18 protein-coding genes are annotated in these 15,784 nt (G+C 67.9%); 8 read left to right on the top strand and 10 right to left on the bottom strand.

Translation table 11 applies throughout. The annotated features are described in order from the left end of the window. Nucleotides 1–30: 30 nt before the first annotated feature. From BLW05_RS09705 to BLW05_RS09675, 7 genes are all read right to left on the bottom strand, one after another. On the bottom strand, nt 31–741 hold the full coding sequence (locus BLW05_RS09705) for an ABC transporter ATP-binding protein (RefSeq protein ID WP_093162037.1): 711 nt from the start codon (nt 739–741) through the stop codon (nt 31–33). Continuing rightward, nucleotides 738–1,511 (bottom strand): ABC transporter ATP-binding protein, encoded by a 774-nt coding sequence (locus BLW05_RS09700; RefSeq protein WP_093162035.1) that lies wholly within the window; start codon nt 1,509–1,511, stop codon nt 738–740. Before BLW05_RS09700 ends, BLW05_RS09705 begins: the two co-directional genes overlap by 4 nt. Then, a complete protein-coding gene (locus tag BLW05_RS09695; protein WP_177142601.1) occupies nt 1,504–2,502 on the bottom strand; it encodes a branched-chain amino acid ABC transporter permease in 999 nt (332 codons plus the stop codon). Before BLW05_RS09695 ends, BLW05_RS09700 begins: the two co-directional genes overlap by 8 nt. Next, nucleotides 2,499–3,371, bottom strand: a complete 873-nt coding sequence (locus tag BLW05_RS09690) for a branched-chain amino acid ABC transporter permease (protein WP_093162034.1) — start codon at nt 3,369–3,371, stop codon at nt 2,499–2,501. The genes BLW05_RS09695 and BLW05_RS09690 overlap by 4 nt, the downstream gene beginning before the upstream one ends. 13 nt (nt 3,372–3,384) lie before the next feature. Further along, entirely contained in the window at nt 3,385–4,590 is a 1,206-nt protein-coding gene (locus tag BLW05_RS09685; protein ID WP_093162032.1) for an ABC transporter substrate-binding protein, read from the bottom strand. A 30-nt stretch (nt 4,591–4,620) separates the two neighbouring features. Then, nucleotides 4,621–5,412, bottom strand: coding sequence for a GntR family transcriptional regulator (locus BLW05_RS09680; protein ID WP_256330136.1), 792 nt, complete (start codon nt 5,410–5,412; stop codon nt 4,621–4,623). Nucleotides 5,413–5,525: 113 nt separating this feature from the next. Beyond that, the gene (locus BLW05_RS09675) at nt 5,526–5,744 is read right to left on the bottom strand and encodes a hypothetical protein (protein WP_093162031.1); all 219 of its coding nucleotides are present in this window, start codon (nt 5,742–5,744) and stop codon (nt 5,526–5,528) included. 76 nt (nt 5,745–5,820) lie between these two features. On the opposite strand from BLW05_RS09675, the gene BLW05_RS09670 reads away from it, so the two are divergent. Beyond that, nucleotides 5,821–6,492 (top strand): nitroreductase, encoded by a 672-nt coding sequence (locus tag BLW05_RS09670; protein WP_093162029.1) that lies wholly within the window; start codon nt 5,821–5,823, stop codon nt 6,490–6,492. Nucleotides 6,493–6,501: 9 nt separating this feature from the next. Here the strand turns inward: BLW05_RS09670 and BLW05_RS09665 are convergent, their stop codons facing one another. Next, a complete protein-coding gene (locus BLW05_RS09665; RefSeq protein ID WP_093162028.1) occupies nt 6,502–7,329 on the bottom strand; it encodes a crotonase/enoyl-CoA hydratase family protein in 828 nt (275 codons plus the stop codon). 118 nt (nt 7,330–7,447) lie between these two features. Between BLW05_RS09665 and BLW05_RS09660 the strand changes: the two genes are divergently transcribed. Then, nucleotides 7,448–7,855, top strand: coding sequence for a DUF488 domain-containing protein (locus BLW05_RS09660; protein ID WP_093162026.1), 408 nt, complete (start codon nt 7,448–7,450; stop codon nt 7,853–7,855). A 53-nt stretch (nt 7,856–7,908) separates the two neighbouring features. Here BLW05_RS09660 and BLW05_RS09655 read toward each other — a convergent pair whose 3' ends face one another. Further along, nucleotides 7,909–8,697, bottom strand: coding sequence for an IclR family transcriptional regulator (locus BLW05_RS09655; RefSeq protein WP_093162025.1), 789 nt, complete (start codon nt 8,695–8,697; stop codon nt 7,909–7,911). Nucleotides 8,698–8,786: 89 nt separating this feature from the next. Between BLW05_RS09655 and BLW05_RS09650 the strand changes: the two genes are divergently transcribed. From BLW05_RS09650 to BLW05_RS09630, 5 genes are read left to right on the top strand one after another with little or no spacing between them, the layout of a single operon-like run. Next, nucleotides 8,787–9,620 carry an SDR family oxidoreductase gene (locus tag BLW05_RS09650; protein ID WP_093162023.1) on the top strand — a complete coding sequence of 278 codons (834 nt, stop codon included), beginning with the start codon at nt 8,787–8,789 and terminating at the stop codon, nt 9,618–9,620. Between the two features lie 34 nt (nt 9,621–9,654). Beyond that, nucleotides 9,655–10,986 carry a flavin-containing monooxygenase gene (locus tag BLW05_RS09645; RefSeq protein ID WP_218135155.1) on the top strand — a complete coding sequence of 444 codons (1,332 nt, stop codon included), beginning with the start codon at nt 9,655–9,657 and terminating at the stop codon, nt 10,984–10,986. 28 nt (nt 10,987–11,014) lie between these two features. Next, nucleotides 11,015–11,935, top strand: coding sequence for a bile acid:sodium symporter family protein (locus tag BLW05_RS09640; RefSeq protein ID WP_093162022.1), 921 nt, complete (start codon nt 11,015–11,017; stop codon nt 11,933–11,935). Between the two features lie 27 nt (nt 11,936–11,962). Then, the gene (locus BLW05_RS09635; RefSeq protein WP_093162020.1) at nt 11,963–12,970 is read left to right on the top strand and encodes an SDR family oxidoreductase; all 1,008 of its coding nucleotides are present in this window, start codon (nt 11,963–11,965) and stop codon (nt 12,968–12,970) included. Continuing rightward, on the top strand, nt 12,967–13,896 hold the full coding sequence (locus tag BLW05_RS09630) for an EamA family transporter (RefSeq protein WP_256330135.1): 930 nt from the start codon (nt 12,967–12,969) through the stop codon (nt 13,894–13,896). The genes BLW05_RS09635 and BLW05_RS09630 overlap by 4 nt, the downstream gene beginning before the upstream one ends. Here the strand turns inward: BLW05_RS09630 and BLW05_RS09625 are convergent, their stop codons facing one another. After that, nucleotides 13,897–14,799 carry an SDR family NAD(P)-dependent oxidoreductase gene (locus BLW05_RS09625; RefSeq protein WP_093162018.1) on the bottom strand — a complete coding sequence of 301 codons (903 nt, stop codon included), beginning with the start codon at nt 14,797–14,799 and terminating at the stop codon, nt 13,897–13,899. Nucleotides 14,800–14,905: 106 nt separating this feature from the next. On the opposite strand from BLW05_RS09625, the gene BLW05_RS09620 reads away from it, so the two are divergent. Further along, the gene (locus BLW05_RS09620; RefSeq protein ID WP_093162017.1) at nt 14,906–15,781 is read left to right on the top strand and encodes a CoA transferase; all 876 of its coding nucleotides are present in this window, start codon (nt 14,906–14,908) and stop codon (nt 15,779–15,781) included. Nucleotides 15,782–15,784 lie beyond the last annotated feature (3 nt).

The following is a 15,784-nucleotide window of genomic DNA, read 5'->3' as shown; positions in this document are numbered from 1 at the left end:
GCGCGCGGGGCCGGCGATGCGATAGGCGAATCAAAGGCCCAGGTACGCGCGGCGGAGTTCGTCGCTGCCCAGCAGTTCCTGCGGCAGCCCCGAGAAGCGCACGCTTCCGTTCTCCAGCACATAGGCCCGGTCGGCAATCTCCAGCGACTGGCCGACGTTCTGCTCGACCAGCAGCACCGCGAGGCCGTCGTCCCGAAGCTGGCGGATGAGCGAGAACATTTCCTCGACGAGCAGCGGCGACAGCCCCAGCGAAGGCTCGTCGAGGATCAGCAGCACCGGCTCCGCCATCAGGCCGCGACCGATGGCGAGCATCTGCTGTTCGCCGCCGCTCATGGTGCCGGCCGGCTGGCCGGTGCGTTCCTTCAGGCGCGGGAAGATGCCGAACACCTTGTCGAGATTGCTGGCGCGGCGCTCACGCGCGCGAGTGAAGGAACCGAGTTCGAGGTTCTCGAGCACGCTGAGGTTCGGGAACACCTTGCGGCCTTCCGGCACCTGGATGAGCCCGGCCTTCACCACCTCGCGGTAGTGCGCGCCGCTCAGGTCCTTGCCGTCGAATTGAACCGAGCCGCTCCAGGCGGGGCAAAGGCCGCACACCATCTTGTTCAGCGTCGATTTGCCGGCGCCGTTGCTGCCGAGCAGCGCGACCATCTCGCCCGCATTCACGCGCAGGTCCACACCGCGCAGCACTTCCACGCGGCCATAGCCGCCGCGCAGGTTCCGGATGTCGAGCAACGTCGTCATGCCGCAGCCTCCTGCGGCGCATTCGCCGCGGCCTTGCGCAGCCGCGCCGCGGTGCCATGGCCGAGGTAGGCCTCGACCACCTTGTCGTTCGAGGTGACCTGTGCCGGGCTGCCCTCGGCGATCAACTGGCCTTGCGCCAGCACCCAGACATGCTCGGCGAGGTTCATCACCGCCTGCATCACGTGTTCGATCATCAGCACGGTCACACCGCCGTCGGCGATGCCGCGCACCACCGGCATCATCTCGGCGATCTCCTGCGGGTTGAGTCCGGCCAGCACTTCGTCGAGCAGCAGCAGACGCGGCTGCGTTGCCAATGCACGCGCGAGTTCGAGGCGCTTGCGTCCGGCCACCGTGAGGTCCGAGGCCGGCTTGTCGAGTTGCGGTGCGAGGCCCACGCGCGCCGCGACATCCTCGGCGCGCCGCAAGGCTTCGCCGCGGCCGCGCACATGCAGGTGCGCACCGACCGCGATGTTCTCGCGCACCGTCTGCGCCGCGAAGGGCTTCACGATCTGGAAGGTGCGCGTCATGCCCAGCAGCGCATTGCGATGCGGCTCTCGCCCGGTGATGTCCTGCCCGGCGAAGCGCACGGTGCCGGTGTCCGGCTTGAGAAAGCCCGACATCAGCGCGAACAGCGTGGTCTTGCCCGCGCCGTTCGGACCGATCAGCGCGCTCAGGCTGCCTTCGCGCACCGAGAGGCTCACGTTCTGCACCGCTCTCAGCCCGCCGAAGGAGCGCGAGATGCCGTCGAGCACGAGGAGAGGCTCAGCCATGACGGCCTCCCTTCCCCGCCCAGAGCTGCCGCACCGACAGCCCGATGCCAGCGATGCCGCGCGGCAGGAAGATCACGATCAGTACCAGCACCACGCCGTAGATCACCATGTTGATGCCCGGCAGCTCGCCGAACAGGTTGCGCGTGAAGTCCGACAGCACATGCAGCGCGGCAGCACCGAGCACCGGCCCCCACAGCGTGCCCATGCCGCCGACGATGGCCGCGACCAGCGCCTCCACCGACGTGCCCGAGCCGTAGGCGATGCCCGGATCGATGTACTGGAACACCTGCACGTAGAACGCCCCCGCCGCGCCCATGAAGGCGCCCGAGATGGCGATCGCCGCGAGCTTGATGCGGAACGGATCCACGCCGACCGCGCGCGCCGCGTCCTCGTTGTCGCGCACCGCCTGCAGGTAGGCACCGAACCGGCCGTTGCGCAGCCACCAGGTGACCAGCAGCGCCGCCGTCACGAAGGCCAGCACGACCCACAGGTAGCCCGCGCGCGAGGAAAACTGCAGGTTGGCCGCCGACTCGCGCAGCGGCACCATCAGCCCCACCCCGCCGCCCGTGAACGGCACCGAGAGCGCGACGATCCGGAACACCTCCGCAAAGGCCAGCGTTACCAGCGCAAAGTACGAACCCTTGAGCCCGTAGCGGAAAGTCGGCGCGCCGACGAAGAGCCCGACGAACGCACTGCCCGCGACCGCCATCGGCAGCGCCGCCCACGCGTTGATGCCGCCCTGGAGCTGCGCGATCGCCTGGATGTAGGCGCCCGTGCCGAAGAACAGCGCATGCCCGAAGGAGAACTGGCCGCCGAAGCCGCCGAGGATGTTCCAGGCCTGCGCGATCAGCGTCGCGTAGAGCGCCATCATCACGAAGTTGAGCGCCACGCCTGACGACGTCACGAGCGGCAGGCAGGCCACCGCCACCGCGAAGACCGCGATGCCGACCAGATGCCGCAGGCCGGCGTTCGATACGTTGGAAGCACTCATGCCCGCGCTCCAAACATGCCCTCGGGCCGGAACAGCACCACGCCGATGAAGATTGCGAAGATGCCGATCTGCCCGAGCGACTCGCCCAGGAAGAGTCCGCCGAGCGACTCCACCACCCCCACGAGGAAGCCGCCGATCAGCGCGCCCACGAAGCTGCCCATGCCGCCGAGCACCACGATCGTGAAGGCCACGAGCACGAAGCCGCCGCCCACCTGCGGGTTCACGTAATAGGCCGGCAAGAGAAAGCAGGCCGCGGCGCCGAGGCAGGCCAGGCCGATGCCGAAGCTCATCGCGTAGACATGGTCGACGTCGATGCCCATGAGCTTGGCGCCCTCCTTCTCCTTGGCGACGGCGCGGATCGCGCGGCCGAGGTCGGTGCGGCCCATGATCCAGAACAGCACCGCCGACACCACCAGCGCGCCGGCGAAAGCCACGAGTTTGGGCACCGCGATCATCGCGGGGCCGATGGCCACCGTGGCGAGCGAATAGGCGGTGTCGATGTTGCGCGTGTCGGACTTGAAGAACAGCAGCGCGAGGTTCTCCATCACGATCGCGATGCCGAGCGTCGCGAGCAGGATGTTCTCGTCCTTGCCGTGCCCCGCGCGATTGATGACGATGCGCTGCAGGCCGTAGCCCAGCGCGAACATGCCGGGCACCACGATCGGCAGCGCGAGGTACGGATCGATGCCGAGCCGTTCCTTGAGGAAGTACACCGCATACAGCGCCAGCATCAGGCAGGCGCCGTGCGCGAAGTTGATGATGTGCAGGACGCCGTAGATCAGCGTGAGCCCCAGCGCGATCAGTGCATAGACCGCGCCGGTCGTCAGTCCGTTCAGGACCGACGGGAAGAGAATGCCGAAATCGAACATCCTGCTTCCGGCCTCAGGCTGCGCGCAGGGGGAACACGGGTTCCACCTCGCGGTAGTCGCGCGGGATGATGACCTTGATGTCGTTCTTCACGACCTGCGTCATGAGCGGCTGCGCGCCTTCGTTCTGCCCATTGACGAACTTCGTCGGGCCGTACGGCATGATGTGATTGGAGAAGGTGCTCTTCTCCAGCGCATCGATGATCGCGGCGCGCTCGCTCGACTTGGCGCGCTCCAGTGCATCGGCCAGCAGCATCATCGCCGTGTAGGTCATGAAGACCTCGTAGCTGAAGAACTGGCCCTTGGCCTCGACCCGCTTGCGCAGCTCCTGCGAGCGCTTGTCCTTCGGGTTGAACCAGTGGTTGCAGTCGATGATGCCGTTGGCCGCATCCGGAAACTCCTTGACGAACTTGTAGCTCGACGCCGCACCGCCCAGCACCGAGAAGATCGCCTTCGGCTGCACCTTCTGCTGCTGCATGGTGCGCACCAGCAATGCGTATTCGTTGTAGTAGTTGGCCGGGATCACGATGTCCGGATTGACGGACTTCATGCGCAGCACGATGTTGTTGAAGTCGCGCGTGGGGTTCGCGTGCTTCACCACTTCCTTGACCTCAAAGCCGTAGCCCGGCAGCTCGCGCGACAGCAGTTGCGCGGTGCCGGTGCCGAAGAGCGACTCCTCGTGGATGATCATCACGGTCTTGGCCGGGCTGCCCGCCGCCTTGTTGAGCACCAGCAGGTTCGCCATCGCGACTTCGGTCGACTTCTTGTAGCCGGGGCCGAAGCGGAAGGTGTTCTTCAAGCCGCGTTCGACGATCTGGTCGGCCACGCCGACATCCACGACGTGCGGCAGGTTGTACTTGGCCGCCGCCTGCGTGGTAGCCAGGCAGATCGCCGAAGCGAAGGCGCCGACGATGGCCGACACGCCCGCCTCGTTCATCTTCTCGACCTCGGCCGCGCCGGCCTGCGGCTGCGACTGCGCATCGCCGAGCAGGGCCTCGATCTTGGCGCCGCCCAGCGACTTGATGCCGCCCGCCGCGTTGATGTCGTCGATCGCCATCTGGCCGCCGAGCCGGCACTGCTGCCCCGAATAGGCCAGCGCCCCGGTCACGGGATGCAGCACCCCGACCCGAATCGGCTTGGGCTGCGCGCCCCCGATGAGCGGAAAGGCGAGCGACGTGCCGAGGGCGGCGGTCTGCGACAGGAAGCGACGGCGGTTTTCCATGGGGACTCCTCGTTGGTAGATCGTGATGACTCAGGTGAATTGCGCGGAAAGCTCTTTGCTGACCCACACCTTGGCGTCGATGCCGCCCACGCGGGACAACTGCATCTCGTAGGTGTAGCGGTCGGGCCGGTACAGGCCGTGCAGCCATTGCACCGGCCTTTCGTCGATGTCGTAGACCAGGCGCCGCACGGCCAGCAGCGCCGAGCCGACGGAGACATCGAGGTGCTGCGCCAGCGCTGCGTCGGCGAGCTTGGCGGTGATGGTCTGGTGCGCGCGGCCGACCTGCACGCCGGCCTCTTCGAGCAGCACGAGGATCGGCTTGCGCGCGAGTTCGCGGCGGCCAAAGCGGCGCGCGACCTCGGCGGGCACGTAGGTGGTGATGTGCGACAGCGGCCCCTCGCGCGTGGAACGCACGCGCACCGCCTTCTGCACCGCGTCCCCGGGCTTGAGCTGCAGCGCGGCGGCCACGCTGGCCGACGCGGTGACCGTCTGCACGTCGATCACCTTGACCGAGGTGCGCAGGCCCATGCTGACGAGGTTTTCGAGCAGGCCGCCGAGGTTGGCGCGCTGCACGCCGTGCCCGACCGGCTCGATGGCCGCAGGCGGCCTGCCGATCGGTCGCGTGCCGCGGCCCGGCTCGCGCGAGATCAGGCCTTCGGCCGCCATCTTCTCCAGCGCGCGGCGCACCGTGACGCGCGCGACGCCGAACTCTTCCATCAACGCGAACTCGCCGGGGAGCCCGCCTTCGAAGCGGCCTTCGGCCAACTGCTCGCACAGCAACAGATAAATCTGGTGGTACTTGGGCAGCGGCATCTGGGACATGGGGGCCGATGGTTGCGCCGTTCTCTTGTCCCGTCAATAGGACATTTACGGCCGATATGTACGCCCCATCTCAGGGAAAACGCGCCCTCTTCCGGGGCGCGGCGGGCTGCCGGTTACCTGAGCGGGAAGCGCTTGAGCATGCTGCGCCCGAGCGAGGTGATCTCGGAAACGATCGCCGCGGGCTGCTCGAAGCCATCGAGCGTGCGCACCGGTTTCGGGATAGATGCCTTGATGTGGCCGGCCAGGCTCAACACCCGGACAGCGTCGACATGCTCGCCGCCCGAGACCGCAATGGGCAACTGCTGGGCCGCGAGACGATGGAGAAGATACATTGCCACGCCCGAAGTATGCCCGTCTGCAGAGTGGGAACCTGCTTAAATCGAGCCATTGACACCCACCCAGTCGCCCATGCAAATCCAGGAAGCCGTCGCCAGCCGCCACTCCATCCGTGCATTCCTGCCGACGCCGGTCGATCCGGAGACCATCCGCAAAGTCCTCACGCTGGCCGCGCGTGCGCCGTCCGGGGGCAATCTCCAGCCCTGGCACATCGACGTGGTGACCGGCGACGCCCTCGCCGAATTGCGTGCACAGATGCGCCGCCACCTCATGGAAGGCCGCGAGCCGGAGCCCACCGACTACGACATCTATCCGCCCAACCTGCGCGCGCCCTGGCGCGACCGGCGTTTTCAGGTCGGCGAGGCGATGTACGCGCGCCTGGGCATCCCGCGGGAGGACAAGGCCGCGCGCCGCCGCTGGTTCGCGAACAACTTCGACTTCTTCGGCGCGCCGATGGCGCTCTTCTGCTCGGTCGACCGCTCGATGGGACCGCCGCAGTGGTCCGACCTCGGCATGTACCTGCAGACCGTGATGCTGCTGCTGCGCGGCGAAGGCCTCGACAGCTGCGCGCAGGAATGCTGGGCGATCTACCCGGTGACGATCGGCAAGGCGATCGAGCTGCCGCCGGAGCGCATGCTGTTCTGCGGCATGGCGATCGGGCACCGCAACCCGGACCATCCGGTGAACGCCCTTGTGAGCGAACGCGCTCCCGCGGAAGAATGGCTGCGCTTCAGGGGCGCCTGAGGAGCCTCCTCAGCGCTGTGGTTCGCTGAAGCGCGGCGCGCGGCGCTCGATGTTCGCGCGCACGGCCTCGGCCTGGTTGGGACTGCCGATCAGCACCTTCTGCTCGACCGATTCGGCCAGCAGCAGGTCGGCCGCGCTGTGGCCCATGGCGGCATTGAGCAGGCGCTTGCCGGCACGGATCGCGTCGGGGCTCTTCTGCGCAATCTCGCGCGCCATCGCCAGCGCCTCGGCCAGCGGATCGGCAGCCACCCGCGTCGCGAGGCCCAGCGCGACGGCCTCCTCGCCGGAAAAGATGCGGCCGGTGTAGGTCAGCTCGCGCACCACGTCATTGCGCGCCAGTTCGCGCATGAACACCATGCCGGCCATGTCGGGCACCAGGCCCCACTTGATTTCCATCACGGACATCTTCGTGTCCGCCGCGACCAACCGCACGTCCGCGCCGAGCGCCACCTGCAACCCGCCACCGAAGGCCACCCCATGCACCGCGGCGATCACCGGCACCGGCACCTCGCGCCAGACCATCGCGACGTATTGCGCCGCGTTGGAAATGCCGTGCGTGCGCTCGATCAGGTCGCTGCCGGCCGAACCTTCGCCCACGATGCCGGCGCCGCTGTCCTGCATGCGCTGGAAAGACTGCATGTCCAGCCCCGCGCAGAAGGCCTTGCCGCGCCCGGCCAGCACCACGGCGCGCACGCTGGTGTCGTCCCGCAGCCGGGTGCCGGCGTCGATGAGCGCGTCGAACATCGCGGGGTCGAGCGCGTTCATCTTGTCGGCGCGGGCCAGGTGGAGTTCGACCACGCCGTCGGCGTGGCGGATGGATTCGATGCGGTCGTTCATGCGGGTGTCTCCTTGCTGCGCCGAGTATCGGCGCCGGGCGATGATCGCGCTGTCGCCCACCCAACAGGGGCGGTATCGTCCGCACCCTGAGACCATCGACCCCAAGGAGGAGAGACAAATGCCCATCCGCATCGTTCGACTCGGCAGCGACCGCGCGCCCGGCGAAGGCCTACGCATCGGCACCGTGCGCCGCCCGCCGCGCGGCGTGCCCAAGAGCGAGTTCGCGTCGCAGAACTGGTACGACGTGTGGTACCCCAACCTCGCGCCGTCGATCGAGACGATGAAGATGGCGCAGGCCGCCCAGGCTTCCGGCAACGCATCGGAATGGAACGCCTTCGGGCGCAAGTTCAAGAGCGAGATGGGCGAGCCCGACGCAAGCCGCAGCCTCGACCTGCTCGCCGCGCTGTCGCACCAGACCTCGCTGTCGGTCGGCTGCTATTGCGAGGACGAGGCGCGCTGCCATCGCTCGTTCCTGCGCGCGCTCCTGGCCGAGCGTGGGGCGGACATCGTTTCCGAGCCGACATGACCGATGAACAGCGCGGGAACGGGTGCAGGCCCGCTGGTGCGCCTGAAGCGCGCTCAGTGCATCGCCCGGGCAATCCGCTGCGCGGCGTTGCGCAGCTTGTCGAGCTGCTGCAGGGCATCGGGCAAAGGCATGCGCACCGCCGGCGCCTGCAAGGCCACGGCACATCGCACCGGGCCCTGCGGATCGTCGCGCACCGGGACGGCCACGCACACCAGGCCGTCGATGAACTCCTCCGCGTCGACCGAATGGCCGTTCTGGCGGATGCGTTCGAGTTCGGCGTCCAGCGCTTCGCGCGATGACAGCGTGTGCGCGGTGTGGCGCTCGTATTGCAGGCCGTCGAGCAGCCGGTCACGCTGCGCACGCGGAAGATAGGCCAGGAACAGCTTGCCGCTGGCCGAGCAATGCAGCGGCACGCGCGAACCGGGGCGCAGTTCGAGCCGCAGCGGAAAGGCCGTCTCGACGCGATCGAGATAGATCACTTCCGCACCCGACAGCACCGTGAGGTTGCAGGTCTCGCCCACGTCCGCCACCAGCTGGCGCAGCACCGCGTGGCGCACACCGGTCGCGGTGCTGCCACGCAGGACGGTTTCGGCGAAACGCATCAGCCGCGGGGTGATCGCATAGCGCCGGCCGTCGCTGCCGCGCGCCAGCAATCCGCCGTGCTCCAGTTGCTGGAGCATCCGGTGGACCGACGGCTTGGGCTGGCCGCTCAGGCGAACCACATCGGACAGGCTTTGAGGCTCGCCCTCGGCGGCTACCAGTTCGAGCAACTGGAGCAGGCGCAGGCCGGGCGTGGCGGCCTGCTCGGGGTCATCGACGCTGGCGGGGTCGGGAAAATCCATTAGAAATCTCGGAAAACGAGACGAAATTAAGAATATTTTCGAGATTTTGCCGCAGTTTCGATAAGCTTCACACCTAAACAAACGATTCCATGAATTTTACGATCGACAACCTCGTGATCACCGGCGCGTGCGGCGGCCTGGGCGGCGCGCTGGCGCGGCAGATGCTCGCTCGCGGCGCCAAGGTGGCACTGGTCGGCCTGAACATCGAGGTGCTGGAGGCGCTGGCCGCCGCGGCGCCCGGCCGTTGCGCGATCTACACGCCGGACGTGAGCGACAGCGCCGCCATGCAGGCGACGGCGCAGGACTGGATGAGCCGCTTCGGCGTGCCCGATGCCGTGATCGCCAATGCCGGCGTGGCCGGCGGCTTCGACACGGCCGAGGCTTCCGACCTCACGGTGTTCCGGCGCATCCTCGAGATCAACCTGCTTGGCGTGGCCACCACGTTCCAGCCCTTCGTCGCGCGGATGCGCTCGCGCGATCGCGGCACGCTGGTCGGCATCGCGAGCCTGGCGGGCCGGCGCGGCCTTCCGGGCAACGGCGCGTACTGCGCAAGCAAGGGCGGCCTGATCCGCTACCTGCAAAGCCTGCGCGCCGAGCTGCGCCCGACCGGCCTGCGCGTGTGCACCGTCAACCCCGGCTACCTGCGCACCGCGCTCACCGCCGGCAATCGCTTCGCGATGCCTGGGCTGATGGCGCCGGAGGAAGCGGCCTCGGCCATCCTGCGCGCCATCTCGCGCGGCACCGAAGAGCTCGTGCTGCCGCGCCGCCTGGGCTGGATGGCGTCCGCACTCGACCTGCTTCCCGAGCGGTGGCATGACGCCCTGCTGCTGCGCCAGCCGCGCAAGCCGCGTGCTGGCGAGCCGGGCTCGACGGCCATCCCCGGCCTGCCGTCGCCAGCCGACCCCGAATCCCGCGCGCGCTGAACGCGCCGAAATCCCATCCTGAAGTTCTTCTTTCGTGAGTCATCCTGTGTCCGCACTCGTGCCCACCCACCAGCAAATCGCCCTGATCGGGGCCGGCCCCTCGGGACTTGCCGGCGCGCGCAACCTGCAGAAGCTCGGCATTCCGTTCCAGGGCTTCGAGGCCCATGACGACGTGGGCGGCCTCTGGAACATCGACAACCCACGCAGCACGGTCTACCAGTCGGCGCACCTGATCTCGTCCAAGCGCACCACCGAGTTCTCGGAATTCCCGATGGCCGACAGCGTGGCCGACTACCCGAGCCACTCCGAGCTGCGCCGCTACTTCAGCGACTTCGCGGACCACTTCGACCTGCGGCAGCACTTCCGCTTCGGCGTGCGCGTGATCCGCGTCGAGCCGGTGACAGAAAGCGCATCGACGCTCTGGCGTGTGAGCATCGACGCCGGTTGTGGTCGCGTCGAGACCGCCGAATACAAGGGCGTGATCATTGCCAATGGCACGCTGTCCGAGCCGAGCATGCCGCGCTTCGAAGGCCGCTTCAACGGCCAGCTGCTGCACACCTCTTCCTACAAGCACGCGAGCCTCTTCCAGGACAAGCGCGTGCTGGTGGTCGGCGCGGGCAACAGCGGCTGCGACATCGCGGTCGATGCGGTGCACTACGCCAGGAGCGTCGATATCTCGGTGCGGCGCGGCTACTACTTCGTGCCCAAGTACATCTTCGGCAAGCCGGCCGACACGCTCGGCGGCAAGCGTCCTTTGCCGGCGTGGATCAAGCAGCGGCTCGACGCGAAGGTGCTGCAGTGGTTCACCGGCGATCCGGTGCGCTTCGGGTTTCCGAAGCCGGACTACCGCATGTACGAATCGCACCCGGTGGTCAATTCGCTGGTGCTGCATCACATCGGCCACGGCGACATCTCGGTGCGCGCCGACATCGCGCGGCTCGACGGCGACACGGTGCACTTCAAGGACGGCAGCGCGCGCGACTACGACCTGATACTCTGCGCGACCGGCTACAAGCTGCACTACCCCTTCATCGACCGCACCTGGCTCAACTGGGAAGGCATGGCGCCGAAGCTGTACCTGAACATCTTCGCGCCGGGCTTCGACAACCTCGCGGTGCTCGGCATGATCGAGGCGAGCGGCATCGGCTGGCAGGGGCGCTACGAGCAGGCCGAACTGGTCGCGCGCTACTTCAAGGCCCAGTCCGAAGGGCGTCCGCAGGCCGCTGTGCTCAAGGAGGCCAAGGCAGGGCCGACCCCAGATCTCTCCGGTGGCTACAAGTACCTGAAGCTGGAGCGCATGTCCTACTACGTGCACAAGGACACCTACCGGCGCGCTGTGCGGGACGCCTCGGCCGCGCTGGCCTGAGCCTCAACCGACGTTCGAGAGAAGACCCATGATCCCAGTCGACGAGGTACGCCTGAACTTCAACCCGGCGTCGCTGGTGCTGCTCAACGCGGTGCTCGGCTTCCTGATGTTCGGCATCGCGCTGGACACGCGCGTGTCGGACTTCAAGCGCGTGATGCGCATGCCGGTTGCCATCACGGTGGGCGTGGCGGCGCAGTTCATCGTGCTGCCGGCGGTGACCTTCGCGCTGACGCTCTTGCTGAAGCCGGCGCCGAGCATCGCGCTGGGCATGATCCTGGTCGCCTGCTGCCCGCCAGGCAACGTGTCGAACATCCTCACGCACCGCGCCGGCGGCAACGTGGCGCTCTCTGTGTCGATGACGGCGTTGTCCAACCTCATCACCATCTTCGTGATGCCGCTGAACTTCGCGTTCTGGGGCGGCATCCACCCGACGGCCGCGCCGCTGCTGAAGACCATCGCGCTCGACCCGGCCGAGATGGTGATGCACATCATCGCGATCATCGGCGCGCCCTTCGTGGTCGGCATCGCCGTCGCGCACTATCTGCCGAAGCTCACCGACCGCATCAAGAAGCCCGCGCGCATCCTGAGCTTCGTCTGCCTGATCGGCTTCATCCTCGCGGCGATCGCGGGCAACTGGCGTTACTTCCTCGACTATGTCGGGCTCGTACTACTGGCCGTGATCTTGCACGACGCGCTCGCCTTCATCACCGGCTACGCCTGCGCCACCGCGACCGGCCTTGCCGAGTACGACCGCCGCGCCGTGAGCTTCGAGGTGGGCATCCGCAACGCCGGCCTCGGGCTGGTGCTGATCTTCAGTTTCTTCGGCGGCCTCGGCGGAATGGCGGTGGTCGCCGGCGTGTGGGGTTTCTGGGACATCATCGCGGGCCTCGCGCTCGCCGCCTGGTGGGCGCGTCGTCCACTCTCCGTATCGGCCGTGCGCTCGGCTTGAATCCGAATTCTCTTTCGAGTCCTTTCCATGGAAGTCTCCAAGTCCACCGCGGCGCGCCGCGTGCTCGTCACCGGCGCCGACGGTTTTCTCGGCCGCACGGTGGTCGCAGCGCTCTCCCGCCTGCCTGACATCCAGCATGTGGTCGCGCTCGATGTGCGCGAAGTGCCGGCCGAACGGCGACTGCCGGGTGTCGTCTACGCGGTGCAGGACGTGCGCACACCACAGATCGGCCACACGCTCGGCGAACACGCCATCGACACCGTGGTGCACCTCGCCTCGATCGTCACGCCCGGACGCGGCAGCACGCGGCAGTTCGAGTACTCGGTCGACGTGCTGGGCACGCGCAACGTGCTCGAAGCCTGCATCGCCAAAGGCGTCGGCCACATCGTGGTGTCGTCCAGCGGCGCGGCCTACGGCTATCACGCCGACAACCCCGCGTGGATCGACGAGGGCGACGCGCTGCGCGGCAACCAGGCCTTCGCCTACTCGCATCACAAGCGGCTGGTGGAAGAGATGCTCGCGGCCTACCGCGTATCGCATCCGGCACTGCGGCAGACGGTGCTGCGCATCGGCACGATCCTCGGCGAGAACGTGCACAACCAGATCACGGCGCTCTTCGAGAAGCCGCGCATCCTCGCGATCCGGGGCAGCGACAGTCCCTTCGTCTTCATCTGGGACGAGGACGTGACCGCCTGTGTGATCCACGCGATCACCACCGGGCGTGCCGGCTGCTTCAACGTCGCGGGCGACGGCGCGCTCACCCTGCCGCAGATCGCCTCCATCCTGCACAAGCCGGTGCTGGTGCTGCCCGCGACCCTGCTCAAGATGGCACTCACGCTCGGCTCGCACCTGGGCCTGACGCGCTACGGGCCCGAGCAGCTCGACTTCCTGCGCTACCGGCCGGTGCTGTCGAACAAGCGGTTGAAGGATGAATTCGGCTATGTGCCGCGCAAGACGAGCCTCGAAGCCTTCCTCGCCTTCAAGGCGGCACGCGACGCGCGCGAGCAGCCGCAACCCGCGCAGGCGAGCGCGTGAGCACACAGGCAGGCCTCAGTCGCGCGGACCTCGGCCGCGCCCTGGCGGTGGTGGTGATCTGGGGCCTGAACTTCGTCGTGATGAAGCTCGGGCTGCGTGACCTGAGCCCGATGCTGCTGGGCGCGCTGCGCTTTTCCGCCGCATCGCTGCCGTTGCTGTTCTTCGTGCGCAAGCCCGCGTTGCCGTGGCGCTACCTGCTGGCCTATGGACTCGCGCAGGGACTCGGCCAGTTCGGCTTTCTCTTCCTCGGCCTGAAGCTCGGAATGACCGCAGGCATGGCCTCGGTGGTGATGCAGACGCAGGCCTTCTTCACGCTGATGCTCGCTGCGCCGCTGCTTGGCGAACATGCGCTGCGCAGACAGTGGATCGGCATCGCCGTGGCGCTGGCGGGCCTCGTGCTGATCGCAACCGCGCACGGCGAAGGGCCAGGGCAGATGACGCTCATCGGCTTCATCCTCACGCTATCGGCCGCCTTCATGTGGGCCAGCTCGAACATCGTGGTGCGCTTCGCGACACGGGCCGCCGCGGACTACGACCCGTTCGGCTTCATCGTGTGGAGCAGCCTCGTGCCGATCGTGCCTTTCGCCATCTTCGCAGTGCTGATGGAAGGTCCATCGACCGTGATGCACCAGCTCGCGAACCTCGACCTCGGCGCGCTGCTTTCGGTGCTGTATCTCGCCTGGTTCGCGACGCTGCTCGCCTACTCGATGTGGACACGCCTCCTGCAGCGCCACCCGGCCGGCCGCGTAGTGCCGTTCTCGCTGCTGGTTCCGGTGGTCGGCCTGGCAGCGGCAGCCTTGTGCTTCGGCGAACGCCCGAGCCCCGCGCAGTGGCTCGGCACTGCGGCCGTGCTGCTTGGGTTGATGATCAATCAGGGCTTCGGCGCGCGCACCCTGGCCTTGTTGCGAGACCCGAAGCGCGCCTGATCAACGCTGCGCCTTGTCCTTCTGGTTCTGCGCCTCGATGCGTTCGCGCGCAGCGAGCCAGTCGGCATCGCTCCACTGACGCAGCTCGTAGAAGTTGCCGCCCGTGGCCAGCGCACCGCCGCCGTCCATCATGATGCTCTGGCCATTGAGCCAGTCGCACTGGCCGCGTGCCATGAGGAAGGTGGCGAGGTTCTGCAGCTCGCTCATCTCGCCCGTGCGTGCCATCGGGTTCAATGCCTTGCTGCGCGCGCCGGGCTCTTCGCCGGGGTTCAGCCGCTTGCTCATGCCTTCGGTCGGGATCTCGCCCGGCCCGACCGCATTGAGGCGGATGCCGTAGCGCGCCCACTCGATCGCCAGCGACTTGGTCATCACCTCGATGCCGGCCTTGCTCATGGCCGAGGGCACGACATACGGACCGCCGTTGTCGACCCAGGTGACGATGATGCTCATCACGCTGCGGTACGGATCGCCCTGCTTCCACTTGCCGGCCTTCGTCTCGGCGATCCAGCGCTTGCCCACCGCCTGCGTGACGTAGAACGTGCCGTGGAAGACGATGTTCGCGATCGCATCGAAAGCCCGCGGCGAGAGCGCCTCGGTCGGCGAGACGAAGTTGCCCGCCGCGTTGTTGATGAGCCCCGTCAGTCCGCCGCCTTGCCAGAGGGCCTCGACCATCTCATCCACCACCTGCGCATTGCGGATGTCCACGCCGAAGGTGTCGATGCGCCGCCCCGGAAACTGCGTGCGCCACGCGCTGGCGGTTTCCTCCAGCACGCTCTGGCGCCGGCCGCAGATCGCGACGTCGGCGCCCAGGCTCAGGAAGCGCTCGGACATCGCACGGCCGAGGCCGGTGCCGCCGCCGGTCACGAGGATGCGCTGGCCGGCCATGAGATCGGATTGGTACATGCGTGTCTCCTTCTGTTCGTTGATCGAAAGGCTGTGCAGCGCGCATCGTAGATCGGCCGGCGCGAACCGGTAAGCTCCCGGGCAGCTTTTGAACCGGGATCCGACCATGTCCTCTTCCACCGCCGAAGTCTTCGCGCCGCTGGCCGGCGTCCGCGTGCTGAGCCTCGCGCTCAACCTGCCCGGCCCCGCCGCGCTGATGCGCTGCCGCGCCATGGGCGCGACCTGCCTCAAGCTCGAGCCGCCTTCGGGCGATCCGATGGGCCACTACAACCGCGCGGCCTACGCGGCGCTGCACGAGGGCGTGACCGTCGAAGTCGCCGATCTCAAGACCGAAGCCGGCCAGCAGCAACTGCATCGCGCGCTCGAATCGACCGATGTGCTGCTGACGTCGTTCCGGCCTTCGGCGCTCTCGAAACTGGGACTGGATTGGGCCAGGCTGCAGGCGCGGCACCCGAAGCTGTCGCAGGTCGCGATCGTCGGCGCGCCCGGCGACCGCGCGGAAGAGCCCGGGCACGACCTCACCTACCTCGCCGAAAGCGGGCTCGTCACCGGCACGGACTTGCCGCCCACGCTCTACGCCGACATGGGCGGTGCGCTGCTCGCGAGCGAAGCGGTGCTGAAGGCCCGGCTGCACCAGGTGGCGTCGTCCGGCGCCGGCATCTACCTCGAAGTCGCACTCAATGCCGCCGCCGACTGGCTGGCGCTGCCGCGTACCTGGGGGCTCACGGCGCCGGGCGGCGCCGTGGGTGGCGCGCACGCCGGCTATCGCATCTACCCGTGCGCCGATGGCCGCGTGGCCGTGGCCGCGCTCGAACCGCATTTCGCCGCCCGCTTGTGCGAGGCGGCAGGAACGGCATCCAAGGACATGGTTTCGGCCGAGACGCATGAGGCGATCGCGCGCTGGATCGCGGCGCGCACCCGCGCTGAACTGGACGCCATGGCGCGCGAGCGCGACGTGCCGCTGCTCACGCTGGCGGGCTGAGCC

The sequence above is a fragment of the Variovorax sp. YR216 genome (assembly GCF_900107745.1).
In the GTDB taxonomy this organism is placed as follows: domain Bacteria; phylum Pseudomonadota; class Gammaproteobacteria; order Burkholderiales; family Burkholderiaceae_C; genus Variovorax.
The sequence above is the reverse complement of the archived record's forward strand: the minus strand, read 5'-3'. Positions and strand labels throughout refer to the sequence as shown.

What these genes read in the sequence shown, in the direction of transcription:
- BLW05_RS09635 (WP_093162020.1), top strand. Translation starts at nt 11,963, where the DNA reads ATGGAAGTCTCCAAGTCCACCGCGGCGCGCCGCGTGCTCGTCACCGGC.
- BLW05_RS09620 (WP_093162017.1), top strand. Translation starts at nt 14,906, where the DNA reads ATGTCCTCTTCCACCGCCGAAGTCTTCGCGCCGCTGGCCGGCGTCCGC.
- BLW05_RS09690 (WP_093162034.1), bottom strand. Translation starts at nt 3,371, where the DNA reads ATGTTCGATTTCGGCATTCTCTTCCCGTCGGTCCTGAACGGACTGACG.
- BLW05_RS09700 (WP_093162035.1), bottom strand. Translation starts at nt 1,511, where the DNA reads ATGGCTGAGCCTCTCCTCGTGCTCGACGGCATCTCGCGCTCCTTCGGC.
- BLW05_RS09650 (WP_093162023.1), top strand. Translation starts at nt 8,787, where the DNA reads ATGAATTTTACGATCGACAACCTCGTGATCACCGGCGCGTGCGGCGGC.
- BLW05_RS09685 (WP_093162032.1), bottom strand. Translation starts at nt 4,590, where the DNA reads ATGGAAAACCGCCGTCGCTTCCTGTCGCAGACCGCCGCCCTCGGCACG.
- BLW05_RS09670 (WP_093162029.1), top strand. Translation starts at nt 5,821, where the DNA reads ATGCAAATCCAGGAAGCCGTCGCCAGCCGCCACTCCATCCGTGCATTC.
- BLW05_RS09695 (WP_177142601.1), bottom strand. Translation starts at nt 2,502, where the DNA reads ATGAGTGCTTCCAACGTATCGAACGCCGGCCTGCGGCATCTGGTCGGC.
- BLW05_RS09680 (WP_256330136.1), bottom strand. Translation starts at nt 5,412, where the DNA reads ATGTCCCAGATGCCGCTGCCCAAGTACCACCAGATTTATCTGTTGCTG.
- BLW05_RS09665 (WP_093162028.1), bottom strand. Translation starts at nt 7,329, where the DNA reads ATGAACGACCGCATCGAATCCATCCGCCACGCCGACGGCGTGGTCGAA.
- BLW05_RS09705 (WP_093162037.1), bottom strand. Translation starts at nt 741, where the DNA reads ATGACGACGTTGCTCGACATCCGGAACCTGCGCGGCGGCTATGGCCGC.
- BLW05_RS09640 (WP_093162022.1), top strand. Translation starts at nt 11,015, where the DNA reads ATGATCCCAGTCGACGAGGTACGCCTGAACTTCAACCCGGCGTCGCTG.
- BLW05_RS09625 (WP_093162018.1), bottom strand. Translation starts at nt 14,799, where the DNA reads ATGTACCAATCCGATCTCATGGCCGGCCAGCGCATCCTCGTGACCGGC.
- BLW05_RS09660 (WP_093162026.1), top strand. Translation starts at nt 7,448, where the DNA reads ATGCCCATCCGCATCGTTCGACTCGGCAGCGACCGCGCGCCCGGCGAA.
- BLW05_RS09655 (WP_093162025.1), bottom strand. Translation starts at nt 8,697, where the DNA reads ATGGATTTTCCCGACCCCGCCAGCGTCGATGACCCCGAGCAGGCCGCC.
- BLW05_RS09675 (WP_093162031.1), bottom strand. Translation starts at nt 5,744, where the DNA reads ATGTATCTTCTCCATCGTCTCGCGGCCCAGCAGTTGCCCATTGCGGTC.